This window comes from Streptomyces sp. NPDC048337, from assembly GCF_043201175.1.
GTDB lineage: Bacteria > Actinomycetota > Actinomycetes > Streptomycetales > Streptomycetaceae > Streptomyces.
In genome coordinates this window covers 110,907-126,546 of sequence record NZ_JBICYR010000023.1, presented here as the reverse complement: position 1 = coordinate 126,546, position 15,640 = coordinate 110,907, and the positions used below count along the sequence as shown (strand labels likewise).

The 15,640-nt window shown below is 72.9% G+C and carries 12 protein-coding genes; 7 read left to right on the top strand and 5 right to left on the bottom strand.

From position 1 onward, the window contains the following. Window positions 1–16: 16 nt before the first annotated feature. A complete protein-coding gene (locus ACGFYU_RS30355; RefSeq protein WP_393830504.1) occupies window positions 17–823 on the top strand; it encodes a phosphatase in 807 nt (268 codons plus the stop codon). Between the two features lie 52 nt (window positions 824–875). On the opposite strand, the gene ACGFYU_RS30350 is transcribed toward ACGFYU_RS30355, so the two are convergent. The 3 genes from ACGFYU_RS30350 to ACGFYU_RS30340 form a co-directional block, all read right to left on the bottom strand. Continuing rightward, window positions 876–1,754, bottom strand: coding sequence for an acyl-CoA thioesterase (locus tag ACGFYU_RS30350; protein WP_393830503.1), 879 nt, complete (start codon window positions 1,752–1,754; stop codon window positions 876–878). A 6-nt stretch (window positions 1,755–1,760) separates the two neighbouring features. After that, the gene (locus ACGFYU_RS30345) at window positions 1,761–2,918 is read right to left on the bottom strand and encodes an acyl-CoA dehydrogenase family protein (RefSeq protein ID WP_393830502.1); all 1,158 of its coding nucleotides are present in this window, start codon (window positions 2,916–2,918) and stop codon (window positions 1,761–1,763) included. A gap of 105 nt (window positions 2,919–3,023) precedes the next feature. After that, window positions 3,024–4,592 carry a PucR family transcriptional regulator gene (locus ACGFYU_RS30340; RefSeq protein ID WP_393830501.1) on the bottom strand — a complete coding sequence of 523 codons (1,569 nt, stop codon included), beginning with the start codon at window positions 4,590–4,592 and terminating at the stop codon, window positions 3,024–3,026. 131 nt (window positions 4,593–4,723) lie between these two features. Here ACGFYU_RS30340 and speB point away from each other — a divergent pair, with 131 nt between their 5' ends. The 3 genes from speB (at window position 4,724) to ACGFYU_RS30325 (ending at window position 8,093) form a co-directional block, all read left to right on the top strand. After that, window positions 4,724–5,686 (top strand): agmatinase, encoded by a 963-nt coding sequence (speB, locus tag ACGFYU_RS30335; RefSeq protein ID WP_393830500.1) that lies wholly within the window; start codon window positions 4,724–4,726, stop codon window positions 5,684–5,686. Window positions 5,687–5,703: 17 nt separating this feature from the next. After that, window positions 5,704–7,371, top strand: coding sequence for a thiamine pyrophosphate-binding protein (locus ACGFYU_RS30330; RefSeq protein ID WP_393830499.1), 1,668 nt, complete (start codon window positions 5,704–5,706; stop codon window positions 7,369–7,371). A 104-nt stretch (window positions 7,372–7,475) separates the two neighbouring features. Beyond that, complete coding sequence (locus ACGFYU_RS30325) at window positions 7,476–8,093, top strand: hypothetical protein (protein ID WP_393830498.1); 618 nt, start codon at window positions 7,476–7,478, stop codon at window positions 8,091–8,093. Here the strand turns inward: ACGFYU_RS30325 and ACGFYU_RS30320 are convergent. After that, window positions 8,071–8,967 (bottom strand): hypothetical protein, encoded by an 897-nt coding sequence (locus ACGFYU_RS30320; protein WP_393830497.1) that lies wholly within the window; start codon window positions 8,965–8,967, stop codon window positions 8,071–8,073. The genes ACGFYU_RS30325 and ACGFYU_RS30320 overlap by 23 nt on opposite strands. A 203-nt stretch (window positions 8,968–9,170) precedes the next feature. Here ACGFYU_RS30320 and ACGFYU_RS30315 point away from each other — a divergent pair, with 203 nt between their 5' ends. Next, complete coding sequence (locus ACGFYU_RS30315; RefSeq protein ID WP_393830496.1) at window positions 9,171–12,962, top strand: ABC transporter ATP-binding protein; 3,792 nt, start codon at window positions 9,171–9,173, stop codon at window positions 12,960–12,962. Between the two features lie 19 nt (window positions 12,963–12,981). Here ACGFYU_RS30315 and ACGFYU_RS30310 read toward each other — a convergent pair whose 3' ends face one another. Then, window positions 12,982–13,536 (bottom strand): EF-hand domain-containing protein, encoded by a 555-nt coding sequence (locus tag ACGFYU_RS30310; RefSeq protein ID WP_393830495.1) that lies wholly within the window; start codon window positions 13,534–13,536, stop codon window positions 12,982–12,984. A 321-nt stretch (window positions 13,537–13,857) separates the two neighbouring features. On the opposite strand from ACGFYU_RS30310, the gene ACGFYU_RS30305 reads away from it, so the two are divergent. Then, window positions 13,858–14,118 (top strand): hypothetical protein, encoded by a 261-nt coding sequence (locus ACGFYU_RS30305; RefSeq protein WP_393830494.1) that lies wholly within the window; start codon window positions 13,858–13,860, stop codon window positions 14,116–14,118. A gap of 84 nt (window positions 14,119–14,202) precedes the next feature. Beyond that, window positions 14,203–15,636, top strand: a complete 1,434-nt coding sequence (locus ACGFYU_RS30300; protein ID WP_393830493.1) for a S28 family serine protease — start codon at window positions 14,203–14,205, stop codon at window positions 15,634–15,636. Window positions 15,637–15,640 lie beyond the last annotated feature (4 nt).

Sequence of the window (15,640 nt, the reverse complement as noted above, 5' to 3'; positions counted from 1 at the left end):
CCTGCGCGGCGGCAGAATGGCCCGTATGCCGAAGCCGATAGAGACGCCTGTACCCAGCCGAGCAGAACTCATCGACCACTTGGTCCGCACGCGGATCGCGGGGCACGTGGCCACCCCGCGGGAGAACAACCTCTCCCACTACAGGAAGCTCGCCAACGGCGACCGGCACTACTGGCTCGGCCTGGAACTGGGCGACCGATGGACCGACGAGCAGGACGTCCTGGCGGTGATGGCCGAGCGCGTCGGCGTCGTGGACGATCCGGTGCACCGCGTCGGGCAGGACACGATCGACCCGGAGCTGACCGTGGCCGGCCTGGACCGGATGGCGGCGCGGCTGCGCAAGGCGGCGCTGGACCGGCAGAGCGTGCTGCTGGCCACCGGGCACCCGGGCGGGCTGCTGGACGTCCACCGGGCCACGGCCGACGCCCTGCGGGCGGCGGGCTGCGAGATCGTCGTCATCCCGTCGGGTCTCGTCGCCGACGAGGGCTCGGTGTGGCAGTTCGCGGACGTCGCCGTGCTGGAGCGGGGGGCGACGCTGTGGCACACCCATTCGCCGGAACCGATGGCCGCGATCCTGGACGGGCTCGCCGCGGCGGGCCGCCCCCAGCCGGACCTGGTCGTAGCCGACCACGGCTGGGCGGGCTGCGCGGCGCAGCGGGGGCTGGACGCGGTGGGCTACGCCGACTGCAACGACCCGGCGCTCTTCCTCGGCGAGGCGGAGGGCACGCTGCAGGTGGCGGTCCCCCTGGACGACCACGTCCGCGACCCGCGCTTCTACGACCCGATGGTGGCCTACCTCCTGGCCGCCGCGGGCCTCGCGTAACGCCTGCGACGCCGTTGCCGGGGCAGACGTTGTCGACCTCGGCGGCGATCGGCTATCCGCGCGGGACGCGTACGACACCCTCCTGGATGACCGTCACGGCGAGGCGCCCGTCCTGGGTCCAGATGCGGGCCTGCCCCAGGCCCCGCCCGGCGGCCGCCGACGGCGACTCCTGGTCGTACAGCAGCCACTCGTCCGCGCGGAACGGCCGGTGGAACCACATCGCGTGGTCGAGGGAGGCGCCGACCACGTCGCCGACCGCCCATCCGCCCCGGCCGTGCGCGAGCAGCACCGAGTCGAGCAGGGTCATGTCCGAGACGTAGGTGGCCAGGCAGGTGTGGAGCAGCGGGTCGGCGCTCTCCAGCTTGTCGGCCGTACGGAACCACACCTGCGAACGCGGTTCCACCGGCTCGCCGACGCTGCCCCACGGCGGGACCGTGGCGTACCGCAGGTCCACCGCACCGCGCGCCTCGATCAGCCGCTCGACCGTCCCCGGGTCCCGGAAGATGTCCCGGTACGCGGGCAGGGACTCGGCCGCGGTCGGCAGGGTCTCCGGGTCGGGTGCGGCCGGCATGGCGGCCTGGTGGTCGAGGCCCTCCTCGTACGTCTGGAACGACGCGGAGAGGTGGAAGATCGGCTGCCCGTGCTGGACGGCGACGACCCGGCGCGTGGTGAAGGAGCGCCCGTCGCGGATCCGGTCGACGGTGTAGACGATGGGCGCGCCCGCGTCACCCGTACGGAGGAAGTACGAGTGGAGGGAGTGTGCGGTGCGGTCCTCGGGCACGGTCCGGCCGGCCGCGACCAGGGCCTGGGCCGCGACCTGTCCGCCGAAGACGCGCGGGACCAGGGAGGTGCGGCTGGTCCCGCGGAAGATGTTCTCCTCGATCTGCTCCAGGTCGAGCAGATCGAGGAGATCTGTGAGCGCTCCGTTCAAGGGTGCTTACAGGCCCATCGACTTGGCGATGATCGACTTCATGATCTCGCTGGTGCCGCCGTAGATGCGGTTCACGCGGTTGTCCGCGTACAGGCGGGCGATCGGGTACTCGTTCATGTAGCCGTAGCCGCCGTGCAGCTGGAGGCACTTGTCGATGACGCGGTGCGCGACCTCGGTGCAGAAGAGCTTCGCGGAGGCGGCCTCCGCGGCGCTCAGCTCGTGGGCGTCCAGCGCCTCCAGGGCGCGGTCCGCGACGGCCTCGGCGGCGTCCACCTCGGCCTGGCAGGCGGCCAGTTCGAACTTGGTGTTCTGGAAGTGGGCGACCGGCTTGCCGAAGACGGTGCGCTCCTGCACGTACTGCTGGGCGAACCGGACGGCGGCCTTGGCCTGCGCGTACGCGCCGAAGGCGATGCCCCAGCGCTCGGAGGCCAGGTTGTGGCCGAGGTAGTAGAAGCCCTTGCCCTCCTCGCCCATCAGGTCCTCGACCGGCACCTTCACGTCGACGAACGCCAGCTCGGCGGTGTCGGAGGTGCGCAGGCCGAGCTTGTCCAGCTTGCGGCCGATGGAGTAGCCCTCGGACTTGGTGTCCACGGCGAAGAGGGAGATGCCGAAGCGGCGGTCGTCCTCGCGCGGGGCGGAGGTGCGGGCGCAGACGATCACGCGGTCGGCGTGGACGCCACCGGTGATGAAGGTCTTGGCGCCGTTGAGGACGTAGTGGGTGCCGTCCTCGGAGAGCTTGGCGGTGGTCTTCATGCCCGCGACGTCGGAGCCGGTGCCCGGCTCGGTCATCGCCAGGGCCCACATCTCCTCGCCGGTGACGAACTTCGGCAGGTAGCGCTTCTTCTGCTCGTCGTCGGCCAGCATCTTGATGTAGGGCAGGGCCAGCAGCACGTGCACGCCGGAGCCGCCGAAGTTCACGCCCGCGCGGGAGGTCTCCTCGTAGAGGACGGCCTCGAACTTGTGGGTGTCCAGGCCCGCGCCGCCGAACTCCTCGGGGACGTTGATCCCGAAGACGCCCAGCTCGCCGAGCTTGTAGTAGAAGTCGCGCGGCGCCTGTCCGGCTGCGAACCACTCGTCGTAGACGGGGACGACCTCGGCCTCGATGAAGGCGCGGATGGTCTCGCGGAACGCCTCGTGGTCCTCGTTGAAAACGGTACGGCGCACAGCCGACACTCCCTTTTGCGGCCAAACCGCCGCCGCTCTCGCGGAGGTGGTTGCGCGCCGTCGTGGTTGCTCAATTGATGGCTTACGTCTAAGCGCTTGCTCAGATTAAGTTACCGGCCGGTTATCCCCGCTGTCCAGAGTGCGTAGCACGAACCACAGTTCCATTCGGGCGTCCGGGTCGTCCAGGTCGGCGCCCAGCAGCTCGGCGGCGCGGCCGATGCGCTGGCGGACGGTGTTGCGGTGCACGCCGAGCGCGGCGGCGCTGCGGTCCCAGCTGCCGTGGTGGGCCAGCCAGGCGCGCAGGGTGTCCCGGAGGGCGGGCGAGAGGGGGCCGAGCAGGGCCTCGGCGTGGGCGCGGGCCTCGGCCGCGCCGACCAGCCCCGCGAAGCCGGGGGCCCGGTGCCGGGCCAGCGCGGTACGGGCCGCCTCGGCGCGCTCCAGGGCCCGCCCGGCCTGCGCGTCGGCGGTGGCCAGGCCTCCGGCCGCGGCCGCGGCGCTCACCCCGAGCCGCCAGCCGGGCTGAGCGTCGGGCTCCCGGTCGGTGAGCAGTCGTACGACCGGCCCGCGCGGGTCCAGCAGTGCGGTGCCCAGCGCGGCGGCGAGGGTCTGCGGATCGCCGGTGCCCCGGGCGTGCACGGCGTACCAGGGCCCGGCGGCGAGGGCCGCGGCCGGGTCGCCGTCGAGCAGCAGCCGGGTGAGGGCGGCCGCCTCCGTCCCGGCCGGGCGGCTCGCGGTGAGCAGGGCGAGCAGCACGGCGGCGACGGAGGCGATGGTGTGGTCGCCGGGGGCCCGGCCCGGGGTGGCGAGGGCCAGCACCTGCCCGCCGCCCACCGCGTAGACGGCCAGGTCCGTACCGGCCAGCGTGTCGGTGGCGGTCGCCGCGGAACCGGGCGCCACGCGCTCCGCGAGCCTCTCCAGCGCACCCCGCACCTCCACCCCGGGCTCACCCCCGGCGGCCCTGGCCGGGCGCGGCCCTGCGGCACTCGCGCCTGCGGTACCTGCCCCTGCGGGACCCGTTCCGAGGCTGCCCGCGTCGCCGGCGGGGCTCGGGCCGGTGGCGCCCGGCCGGGTGCCGCCCGTTCCGCCGGGGACCGGGCCCACCGGGCCCGTGTCCGGGGAGCTCGGGGCGAGGAGGGCCGCCCAGCCGCCCAGGGCCGCCGCCAGGCGGGAGAGTACGGCCGCGACCGGGTCCGGCCGGCCGGCCGCCGCGGCCAGGGACTGCTGCGCCTCGGTGACCCGGCGCAGCTCCCGCGTGCGGGCTTCGGCCATCAGCCGCCACACCGTCCGGGCGACCGCCGTGAAGGGGGTCCCGGGCGGCACCTCGACCAGGGGCAGCCCGTGCCGGTCGCAGGCGTCCATCAGGGCCCGCGGCACCGTCTCGTGCACCGGGGTCACCCCGAACCCGACCGCGGCCGCTCCGGCCCGCACCAGCCGGGCGACGTACTCCCCGGGGTCCGTGCCGGCCGACGAGGCCCCCGGAACCGGCTCCGCGAGGTCGGCCCCGGCCGTCAGCAGCAGCTCGCCGCCCAGCAGGTACGGCGAGGGATCCGCCATCTCGGAGGCGTGCACCCCGTGCACCTCCGCCTCCCCGGGCCCCGCGAGCCGCCGCAGGCCCAGCTCCCGGTCGGCGAGCAGCGCGCCGAGAGGGACGGGTGGGGTGGGCGGTGCCTCCATGAGTGGATACTCCGTACACATCAGGGGATGGTCTGTGGATAAAACGTACACTTCGCGGCCCGGAGGTGTCGGCTTACGCTCGAAGCACCGCACCAGCAGGAACCAGCAGTACCTCCAGAAGGGCATCCCCCATGAGCACGCAGCCGCGCGGCCCCGTCGACTCCTCCCGCATCCCGCGCTACGCGGGCCCGGCGACCTTCGCCCGCCTGCCGCGCCTCGACGAGGTCGGCTCCGCCGACGTCGCCGTCGTCGGCGTGCCCTTCGACTCCGGTGTCTCCTACCGCCCCGGCGCCCGCTTCGGCGGCAACGCCATCCGCGAGGCCTCCCGCCTGCTGCGCCCGTACAACCCGGCCCAGGACGCCTCCCCCTTCGCCCTCGCGCAGGTCGCGGACGCAGGTGACATCGCCGTCAACCCCTTCAACATCAACGAGGCCGTGGAGACCGTCGAGGCCGCGGCCGACGAGCTCCTCTCCTCCGGCTCCCGCCTGATGACCCTCGGCGGCGACCACACCATCGCCCTCCCCCTCCTTCGCTCGGTCGCGAAGAAGCACGGCCCGGTCGCCCTGCTCCACTTCGACGCGCACCTGGACACCTGGGACACGTACTTCGGCGCCGAGTACACCCACGGCACCCCGTTCCGGCGCGCCGTCGAGGAGGGCATCCTCGACACCGAGGCGCTCTCCCACGTCGGTACGCGCGGCCCGCTGTACGGCAAGCAGGACCTCGACGACGACGCCAAGATGGGCTTCGGCATCGTCACCTCGGCGGACGTCTACCGCCGCGGCGCCGACGAGATCGCGGACCAGCTCCGCCAGCGCATCGGCGACCGTCCGCTGTACATCTCCATCGACATCGACGTGCTCGACCCGGCGCACGCGCCCGGCACCGGCACCCCGGAGGCGGGCGGCATGACCTCCCGCGAGCTGCTGGAGATCATCCGCGGCCTGTCCTCCTGCAACCTCGTTTCCGCCGACGTCGTCGAGGTGGCCCCGGCGTACGATCACGCGGAGATCACCTCGGTCGCGGCCTCGCACACCGCGTACGAGCTCACCACGATCATGAGCCGTCAGATCGCGGCGGCGAAGGCGAAGTAAGAAGGGCACGTAAGCGCGTGACGCACGACCACGACCTGGTACTCCGTCCCACCGAAGCCCAGACGGCGGCCGCCCTCGCGCCGCCGCCGGGGCGGACGGGCGGGGACCTGGTCGTGGAAACGCTGCGCTCCCTCGGTACGACCACCGCCTTCGGGCTGCCCGGCCAGCACGCGCTCGGCATCTTCGACGCGGTCGGCCGCTCCGACCTCCGCCTCGTCACCCTCCGGGTGGAGAACAACGCGGGCTTCGCGGCGGACGCGTACGGCCGCCTCACGGGCGAGGCCGTCCCGCTCCTGCTCTCCACGGGCCCGGGCGCGCTGACGGCCCTGCCGGCCCTGCAGGAGGCGGCCGCCGCGTCCGCCCCCGTCCTGGCGATCTCCTCCCAGGTCCCGGTGGCGGGCCTGGGCGGCGGCCGGCGCGGCCACCTGCACGAGCTGCGCGACCAGTCCGCTTCCTTCCGGGACGTGGTCAAGTCGGTCCACGTGGCCCGCAGCCCCTCCCAGATCCCCTCCGTCATCGCCGAGGCCTGGGAGTCGGCCCTGACCGCTCCCCACGGACCGGTGTGGGTGGAGATCCCGGAGGACGTGATCCGCGCCGAGACCTTCATCCCGCAGGTCACCGGCATGGACGCGACCCCGCACGAGTTGGCGCCCCGCCCCGAGCTCACGGCGGTGGCGGCCCACTGGCTGTCCTCGGCCGCCCGCCCGGTGATCATCGCGGGCGGCGGCGTGATCCGCGCGGACGCGGCGGGCAAGCTGAAGCAGCTGGCGGAACGCCTGAACGCCCCGGTGGTCACCACCTTCGGCGGCAAGGGCGCCTTCCCCTGGACCCACCCGCTGTCCCTCCAGTCCTGGCTGGAGGACCGCCACATGACGGACTTCCTGGAGGACGCGGACGTCCTCCTGGTCGTCGGCTCGGGCCTGGGCGAACTCTCCTCCAACTACCACACGTTCTTCCCGACGGGACGGGTCGTCCAGATCGAGGCGGACCTCGGCAAGCTGGAGTCCAACCACACCGCCCTGGGCATCCACGCGGACGCCCGCCTCGCCCTCCAGGCCCTCCTCGAAACGGTCCCCGAACGCGAGGACCCCCAGGCCCCCGAGCGCGTCCGCCTCGTCCTCTCCGACATCGCGGCCCGCCTGGCCGCCCAGGACGTGGCCCTGGAGCAGCAGCTCCTGACCTCGATCCGGCAGGCCCTTCCGCCGCGCTCCCCGTCCTTCTGGGACATGACGATCCTGTCCTACTGGGCCTGGTCCGCCTTCGACGCGAAGCACCCCAACACCATGCACTCGGCCCAGGGCGCCGGCGGCCTCGGCTACGCCTTCCCGGCCGCCCTCGGCGCGTGCGTCGCGGAACCCGGCACCCCGGTTCTGGCCGTCTCGGGCGACGGCGGCGCGATGTACTCCCTGGCGGAGCTGGCCACGGCGAAGCAGCACGACCTGGACGTCACCTGGCTGATCGTGGACGACGGCGGCTACGGCATCCTGCGCGAGTACGGCAGCACGACCGGCACCGATCTCCTCCGCCCCGACTTCGTGGCCCTGGCCCACTCCTTCGGCATCCCGGCCGCCACCACGACCCCGGCCACCTTGCGCGAGGACCTCGCCAAGTCCCTGGCCGAACCGGGCCCTTCGGTCCTGGTGCTTCCGGCCGGCCTCCGGATGTTCGCCCCGACGCACGGGTAGGGGCGCCGCGTCCCTTCGGGTGATGACGCTGTGTCACGGACGCCGGTGGGGCGGGGGTGTGGGACGTTGGCGGCGGGCCGGTCCGGAGCGGAGGTGGTGGTGCCGTGCTGCGTGCAGTCGTCCGCGGTCTTGCCGGGGCGGTGGTGGCCGGGGTGCTGGCCGCGGCCGCGGGGTGTGGCGGGGGGTCGGGCGGCGGGTCCGAGTCGCCGTCCCCGCGGACGCAGACCTCCGCGATCGAGGAGAGCGGCACCCCCGACGCCTCGGCCTCGGTGTTCCTGGGGCAGGGGGCCGACGATTCCGCGTCGCAGGTCAACGTGCCGACCGCGCGGGTCGGTGAGCCCGCCGGCGAGGACGTCACCGTGGTCAACCCGAGCGGCGGCGGCCCGGTCACCGTCCAGAACGTCGCCGCCACCGCGGAGAGCGGCGAGATGTCGGTCGTCGACGACGGCTGCTCGGGCGTCGAGCTGCAGCCGGGCGGTACCTGCCGGATCCGGGTGCGGCACGTCGCGACGGCGGCCGGTCCCTTCACCGGGCAGCTGACCGCGAGGACCTCCGACGGCAACGTGCTGACCGTCGGCATCTCCGGCGAGGCCACGCCCGGCGGGGAGGACACCACGGGGGTGGAGACCCCGTCGCCCTCGCCGACCTCCGACGCGTACTCCGAGGCGCCCGGGCCCACCGACAGCTATGAGGCGTCCCTCACGGGCGGATCTCGATCCTGACGGTCTCGTCGTCGGGCAGGACCACCAGCGTGCGCTCCCGCCGGTGCGGAAGGTAGGAGACGAGGTAGAAGCGGGTCGGCGCCTTCGCGAGGACCCGGAAGCCGCGGTACTGGTAGCGGTACGGGGCCTTGGCGCTGCCCAGGTCCTCGGGGACGATGCCCGGGGCGTGGTGGGTGACGGGGACCTTGGAGTAGACGACCACCCTCGGGCTGGAGAGGTAGCCCGCCGCGGCGTCGTTCATGGCCACGTTGCGGCCCGCCGCCGCCACGTACCGCGCCATGCCGAAGAACAGGCTCATCGTCAGCACCCCGAGGAGCAGGGCGCCGGCCGCCAGCCACAGCCGGTCGGCCGTGTGGTCCCGCCGGTCCTGCCCGTCGGCACCGCCGGTCAGGTGCAGCTGGACGGCGAAGAACGCCAGCGTGGCGCCCAGGGCCACCGCCAGGCAGGGAACGAACTCGCGGAGCCAGCCACGCGGGAGCCGCGGCAGCCGGTCCTCCCAGAAGAAGACCGGGAAGCCCGCCAGCACCAGGAGCAACCCGGCCGCGAGCAGCCAGGCGGTCACCCTCCCGCGCAGACGCCACTGCCCCGGCCGGGCCAGCCGCCGCCCCGCCCACCCCAGCGCCAGCAGCACGGCCAGCCCGCAGAACAGCAGGAACCAGAGCGGGAAGAAGATCGCTCTCGGGCTCCTGACGAGATAGGACTGGACGGAGAACTGGAGGTCGGCCGTCGGCACGCCGAAAGTGGCGTAGTACGCCTCCGTGTAGGTGCTGCCGAAGTAGTAGAGGAGGCCGAGGACGATGGTCCCGGGCGCGGCGACGTACGCCACCTTCTCCAGGAACGCCTTCGACGGGCTCGCCGCCTGCGGCTCGGACATGCGCCCAGTCTGTCCGCCGCCCCCCGGCCCCGCACCCGGGGCCGCGCCGCCCGGCTGACCCGGACCGCCACTGCCCCGACCGGCCGCTCCCCGCGTGCGCCGGAGCCGCCCGGCATACACGTTCGAATTGTTGCGGCGGGATGAAATCCGCCGGTCGGAGCGTTGGCGCTTCCGGCAGGACAGGACGAACGGGGAGGCACCACGTGGCGGCGGCAGAGACGGCGGCTGGCGGGAAACAGGGCTGGGCCAGGAGGCTCACCGCCTACACCTGGCGGTACAAGGCCAACGTGCTGCTGGCGCTCGGGTCCTCGCTGGCAGGCATGGCCGTCATGGCGCTCGTGCCGCTGGTCACCAAGGTGATCCTCGACGACGTCATCGGGGACCGGACCAAGCCCATGGGGCCGTGGGCGGCCATGCTCATAGGCGCGGCCGTCCTCGTCTACGTGCTCACCTACATACGCAGGTACTACGGTGGGCGGCTCGCCCTCGACGTCCAGCACGACCTGCGCACCGACATGTACGACGCCATCACCCGCCTCGACGGGCGGCGGCAGGACGAGCTGTCCACCGGTCAGGTCGTCGGGCGCGCCACCAGCGACCTCCAGCTGATCCAGGGCCTGCTCTTCATGCTGCCCATGACCATCGGGAACTTCCTGCTCTTCGGGATATCCCTCGGCATCATGCTGGCGCTGTCCCCGCTGCTGACCCTCGTGGCCCTGCTGATGGCCCCGGCCCTCTGGTTCATCGCCAAGCGCAGCCGCAAGAAGCTCTTCCCCGCCACCTGGTACGCCCAGGGCCAGGCCGCCGCCGTCGCGAGCGTCGTCGACGGGGCCGTGACCGGCGTCCGCGTCGTCAAGGGCTTCGGCCAGGAGGAGCAGGAGACCGCCAAGCTGCGCGCCGCCGGCCGCGGGCTCTTCGCCGGGCGGATGCGGACCATCCGGCTCAACTCGCGCTACACCCCCGCCCTCCAGGCCGTGCCCGCCCTCGGGCAGGTCGCGATGCTGGCCCTCGGCGGCTGGATGGCCACGCGGGGGCAGGTCACCCTCGGCACCTTCGTCGCCTTCTCCACCTACCTCGCGCAGCTCGTCGGCCCCGTCCGCATGCTCGCCATGGTCCTCACCGTCGGCCAGCAGGCCCGCGCCGGCGTCGAGCGGGTCTTCGAGCTCATCGACACCGAGCCCGTCATCGAGGAGGGCACGCACGAGCTGCCGGCCGACGCGCCCGGCACCGTCGAGTTCGACGACGTCCGCTTCGGGTACGACCCGGAGCGGCCTGTCCTCGACGGGTTCTCGCTCTCCCTCGCGGAGGGGGAGACCGTCGCCGTCGTCGGGACCTCCGGCAGCGGGAAATCCACCCTCGCGCTCCTCCTGCCCCGCTTCTACGACGCCGACCACGGCGCCGTCCGCGTCGGCGGCCACGACGTCCGCGAGCTGACCTACGCCTCCCTGCGCGACGCCATCGGGCTGGTCCCCGAGGACTCCTTCCTCTTCTCCGACACCATCCGCGCCAACCTCGCCTACGGGCACCCGGACGCGAGCGACGAGCAGATACGCGCCGCCGCCCGGGCCGCGCAGGCCGAAGGCTTCATCGAGGCACTGCCCGCCGGATACGACACCAAGGTCGGCGAGCAGGGGCTCACCCTCTCCGGCGGCCAGCGCCAGCGCATCGCCCTGGCCCGCGCCATCCTCACCGACCCGCGGCTGCTCCTCCTCGACGACGCCACCTCCGCCGTCGACGCCCGCGTCGAGCACGAGATCCACGAGGCGCTGCGGTCCGTCATGGCCGGCCGCACCACCCTCCTCATCGCCCACCGCCGCTCCACCCTCGCGCTCGCCGACCGGATCGCCGTACTGGACCACGGGCGGCTCGCCGCCATCGGCACGCACGAGGAGCTGGAGCGCGGATCCGCCCTCTACCGGCGGCTGCTGACCGACCCGGACGCCCTCGGGGCCGCCTCGCCGCGCACCCCCGACGCGGCTGCCGCGATGGCCGAGTTCGAGCGGGACCTGGAGCGGGACATCGAGCTCGAAGCCGAGATCGACTCCGAGCCCGTCAATGCCAAGCGCCGGGTCGCGGGCGGGATCACCCCCGAGCTCTGGCGCCGCCAGGAGGAGTCCGAGGGGGCCGCCCCCGGCCTGGGCATGCCGGGAGCCACCCCCGAACTCCTCGCCCAGGTGGCCGCGCTGCCGCCCGCCGAGGACAGCCCCGACGTGGACGAGGCCCGCGCCACGGCCGCCGAGGAGAGCTACGGCCTGCGCCGCCTGCTGCGCGGGTTCTGGGCGCCGCTCGCCATCAGCCTCGGCCTCGTCGCCGTCGACGCCGGCTCCGGACTGCTGCTGCCGATCCTGATCCGGCACGGCATCGACAAGGGCGTGCAGCAGGCCGCGCTCGGCGCCGTCTGGGCGGCCGCGGGCCTCGCCCTCGCCGTGGTCGTCGGGCAGTGGGCCGCGCAGTTCGCCGAGACCCGCATGACGGGCCGTACCGGCGAGCGCGTGCTGTACGCCCTGCGCGTCAAGATCTTCGCCCAGCTCCAGCGCCTCGGCCTCGACTACTACGAGCGCGAGCTGACCGGCAAGATCATGACCCGGATGACCACCGACGTGGACGCCCTGTCCACCTTCCTGCAGACCGGGCTCGTCACCGCCGTCGTCTCCGTCTTCACCTTCTTCGGCATCCTGGTCGCCCTGCTCGTCCTCGACGTCGAGCTCGCTCTGATCGTCTTCGCCACCCTGCCCCTGCTGGTGCTCGGCACGATCGTCTTCCGCCGCAAGTCGGTCGCCGCGTACGAGCTCGCCCGCGACCGGGTCAGCCTGGTCAACGCCGACCTCCAGGAGTCCGTCGCCGGGCTCCGCATCGTGCAGGCCTTCCGCCGCGAGCGCGCCGGAGCCGTCCGCTTCGCGGAGCGCAGCGACTCGTACCGCGCCGCCCGGGTCCGCGGCCAGTGGCTGATATCCGTCTACTTCCCCTTCGTCCAGCTGCTGTCCTCGGGCGCCGCGGCCGCCGTGCTGATCGTCGGCGCGGGCCGGGTGGAGGCCCAGACGCTCACCACCGGCGCGCTGGTCGCGTACCTGCTCTACATCGACCTGTTCTTCGCCCCCGTCCAGCAGCTCTCCCAGGTCTTCGACGGCTACCAGCAGGCCACCGTCTCCCTCGGCCGCATCCAGGGGCTGCTGCGCGAGCCGACCACCACCCCGCGCCCGGCCGCTCCCGTGGAGCTCTCGGAACTGCGCGGGGAGATCGCCTTCGAGGACGTCCGCTTCCAGTACGGGACCGCCGAGGAGCGGGGGGAGAAGGGCGAGGCGCTGGCCGGGATCAGCCTGCGGATACCCGCCGGCCAGACCGTGGCCTTCGTCGGCGAGACCGGAGCCGGGAAGTCCACCCTGGTCAAGATGGTCGCCCGGTTCTACGACCCGACCTCCGGCCGGATCACCGCCGACGGCGCCGACCTGCGGGAGCTCGACCTGACGGCGTACCGCCACCGCCTGGGCGTCGTCCCGCAGGAGCCCTACCTCTTCCCCGGGACCGTCCGCGACGCGATCGCCTACGGGCGGCCCGAGGCGAGCGACGCCGAAGTGGAGTCCGCCGCCCGCGCGGTCGGCGCCCACGACATGATCGCCACCCTCGACGGCGGCTACCTGCACACCGTCGCCGAGCGCGGCCGCAACCTCTCCGCCGGCCAGCGCCAGCTGATCGCGCTGGCCCGCGCCGAGCTCGTCGACCCGGACGTGCTGCTGCTCGACGAGGCCACCGCCGCCCTCGACCTGGCCACCGAGGCCCAGGTCAACCAGGCCACCGACCGGCTCGCCGGCAAGCGCACCACCCTCGTGGTGGCCCACCGGCTGACCACCGCCGCCCGCGCCGACCGGGTCGTGGTCATGGACCGCGGCCGGGTCGTGGAGGACGGCTCCCACGCAGAACTCCTGGCGCGCGGCGGCCGCTACGCCGAGCTGTGGCGCACCTTCGTCGGGGAGGACGAGCCGGCCACCGCGGCGTGAGCCCAGTGGGGCCGGAGGCTCAGAGCTCGCCGAAGAGCAGGTTGCCCGGGGCGTCCTCGTCGCTGCCCGTGTAGTACTCGCGGACGGCGGCGAGGAGTTCGTCCACGGTGAGCGTGCCGTCCCCGTTCGCGTCGATCCGCCGGAACAGCGCCTCGGCGTCGGCGGGGCTCACCTCCGTGTCGAAGGCCTCCTGCGCCCGGTGGAACTCCTCCGGGCTGATGCGGCCGTCGCCGTCGGTGTCGACGATCGTCAGGAGCGCCTTCATCATCGGCCGGAAGGAACGGTCGTAGGCGGGCCCGCCCTGTGCGTATAGCCGCGTCATGCCCAGCTTGTACTCCTCCGGCGTGACCTTGCCGTCCCGGTCGATGTCCAGCTCGGTGAACAGGTCCTGCCAGAAGTCGGCGAGCCCGTTCATCACCGCGTCCGCCTTGGGCGAGTCGGCGGGCTCGTTCAGCGCCGTCAGCAGCCGGGACCCGAGCGCGATGATGTCGGTGGAGTCGATGACCCCGCTCCCGTCGGCGTCGAGGCGGTTGAAGGAGCGCTCCAGCTTGCGGTCGAGCAGGTCGTTCGTCATGGTGGTGCCTTTCGCGGCTACGGCAAGTTGTGATGGAGTCACCCAGCGTAGCCGGTCCCTTGGCCGCTCCTTGTCCACCGCAACCTTCCGTGGGGCCCGGGTGTCGTACGTACGTGCGCACGTTGTACGTACGACCTATCGGGGGGCAGGGTGCTGAAGGGGCGGAGGGGGTGCGGCCGGTGGGTCGCGCCCCTGGGAGTGTTCGCGGCGGCGCTGTGGCTCTGTGTCGGAGGGCTGTTCGCGGCGCCGTCCGCGCGGGCGGCGCAGACGTCGACGGGGGTCCGGTCGGCGGCCGACACCCTCTGTGGGGGCCGGCTGGCCGTGACGCTGCCGTTCGACACGGGTGAGGTGCGCCTCTACAAGAGCCGCACCCAGGCCTGCGCGATGGCCGTCGCCCGGGATCCCGGGGAGCGGCGCCCGATGGCGGTGAGCATCCAGCCGCGCGGCGGGGCCCCGGTCCGCGATATCGGGCGATTCACCCGATATGCCGGTCCCGTCACCGTGGGTGCGATCAGCCGCTGCGTGTATGTAAAGGGGAGCGTGGGGGCCGGATCCGTCGATTCCGGCTGGATCCTGTGCTGACGGACCGGCCCAACTAGGTCTGTTCAGCAGTGCGTTGACCCCGCTAGGTTCACGGCGACCGAAGTGAACTCAAGGGGAGGGTGAATGCGCAAGACGCTCGGATGGCTGCTGTCGCTCGTGGTGCTGATCGGCACCATGGGTGCGGCCGGCTTCACGGCACAAGCGGCCACCGCCGCGCAGCCGGCGGCCGCGACGGACATCAAGGACCAGATCCTCGGCATCCCGGGGATGAGCCTGATCGAGGAGAAGCCGTACCCCGGCTACCGCTTCTTCGTACTGAACTACGAGCAGCCGGTCGACCACCGGCAGCCGTGGAAGGGCACCTTCAAGCAGCGCCTGACCCTTCTGCACAAGGACGTCTCGCGGCCGACGGTGTTCTTCACCTCCGGCTACAACGTCAACACCAACCCGCGCCGTAGCGAGCCGACGACCATCGTCGACGGCAACCAGGTGTCGCTGGAGTATCGATTCTTCAACCCCTCCCGCCCCACCCCGGCCAACTGGGCGAACCTGGACATCTGGCAGGCCGCCAGCGACCAGCACCGCATCTTCACCGCCCTGAAGAAGATCTACACCAAGAACTGGCTGGCCACGGGCGGCAGCAAGGGTGGCATGACGGCGACCTACTACGAGCGCTTCTACCCGCGCGACATGGACGGCGTCGTCGCGTACGTCGCCCCCAACGACGTCGTCAACAAGGAGGACTCGGCCTACGACCGGTTCTTCACCAAGGTCGGCACCAAGGAGTGCCGCGACAAGCTGAACGCCGTCCAGCGCGAGGCCCTCGTACGCCGTGAGCCGCTGGAGGCCAAGTACGCGGCCGCGGCCGCCGAGAACGGCTGGACCTTCACCACCGTCGGCAACCTCGACAAGGCCTACGAGGCCGTCGTGCTCGACTACGTGTGGGCCTTCTGGCAGTACAGCCTGCTCGCGGACTGCGCCTCCATCCCCACCGCCGCCACCGCCTCCGACCAGGAGATCTGGGACACGGTCGACGCGATCTCCGGCTTCTCCGCCTACACCGACCAGGGCCTGGAGACGTACACGCCGTACTACTACCAGGCCGGTACGCAGCTCGGCTCCCCGGACATCAAGCAGCCGCACCTGGACGGCCTGAGCCGCTACGGCTACCAGCCGCCGCGCAACTTCGTGCCCCGCGACATCCCCATGACCTTCCAGCCGCAGGCCATGCGGGACGTGGACACGTGGGTCCGCAACAACGCCCACCAGATGCTCTTCGTCTACGGGCAGAACGACCCGTGGGGCGCCGAGCCGTTCCACCTCGGCTACGGGGCGCGCGACAGCTACGTGATGATCGCGCCGGGAGCCAACCACGGCGCGAACGTGGCCAAGCTGCTGGACGGCGAGAAGGCCCTCGCGACCGCGAAGATCCTCCAGTGGGCCGGCGTGGCCCCGGCCGCCGCGCTCGCCGACGCGGGCCGCGCGGCGCCGCTGGCGGCGCCCGACGCGCAGCTCGACCAGCGCGACCTGGAGCGCGAGCCGCAGCTGCGGCCGTAACGCG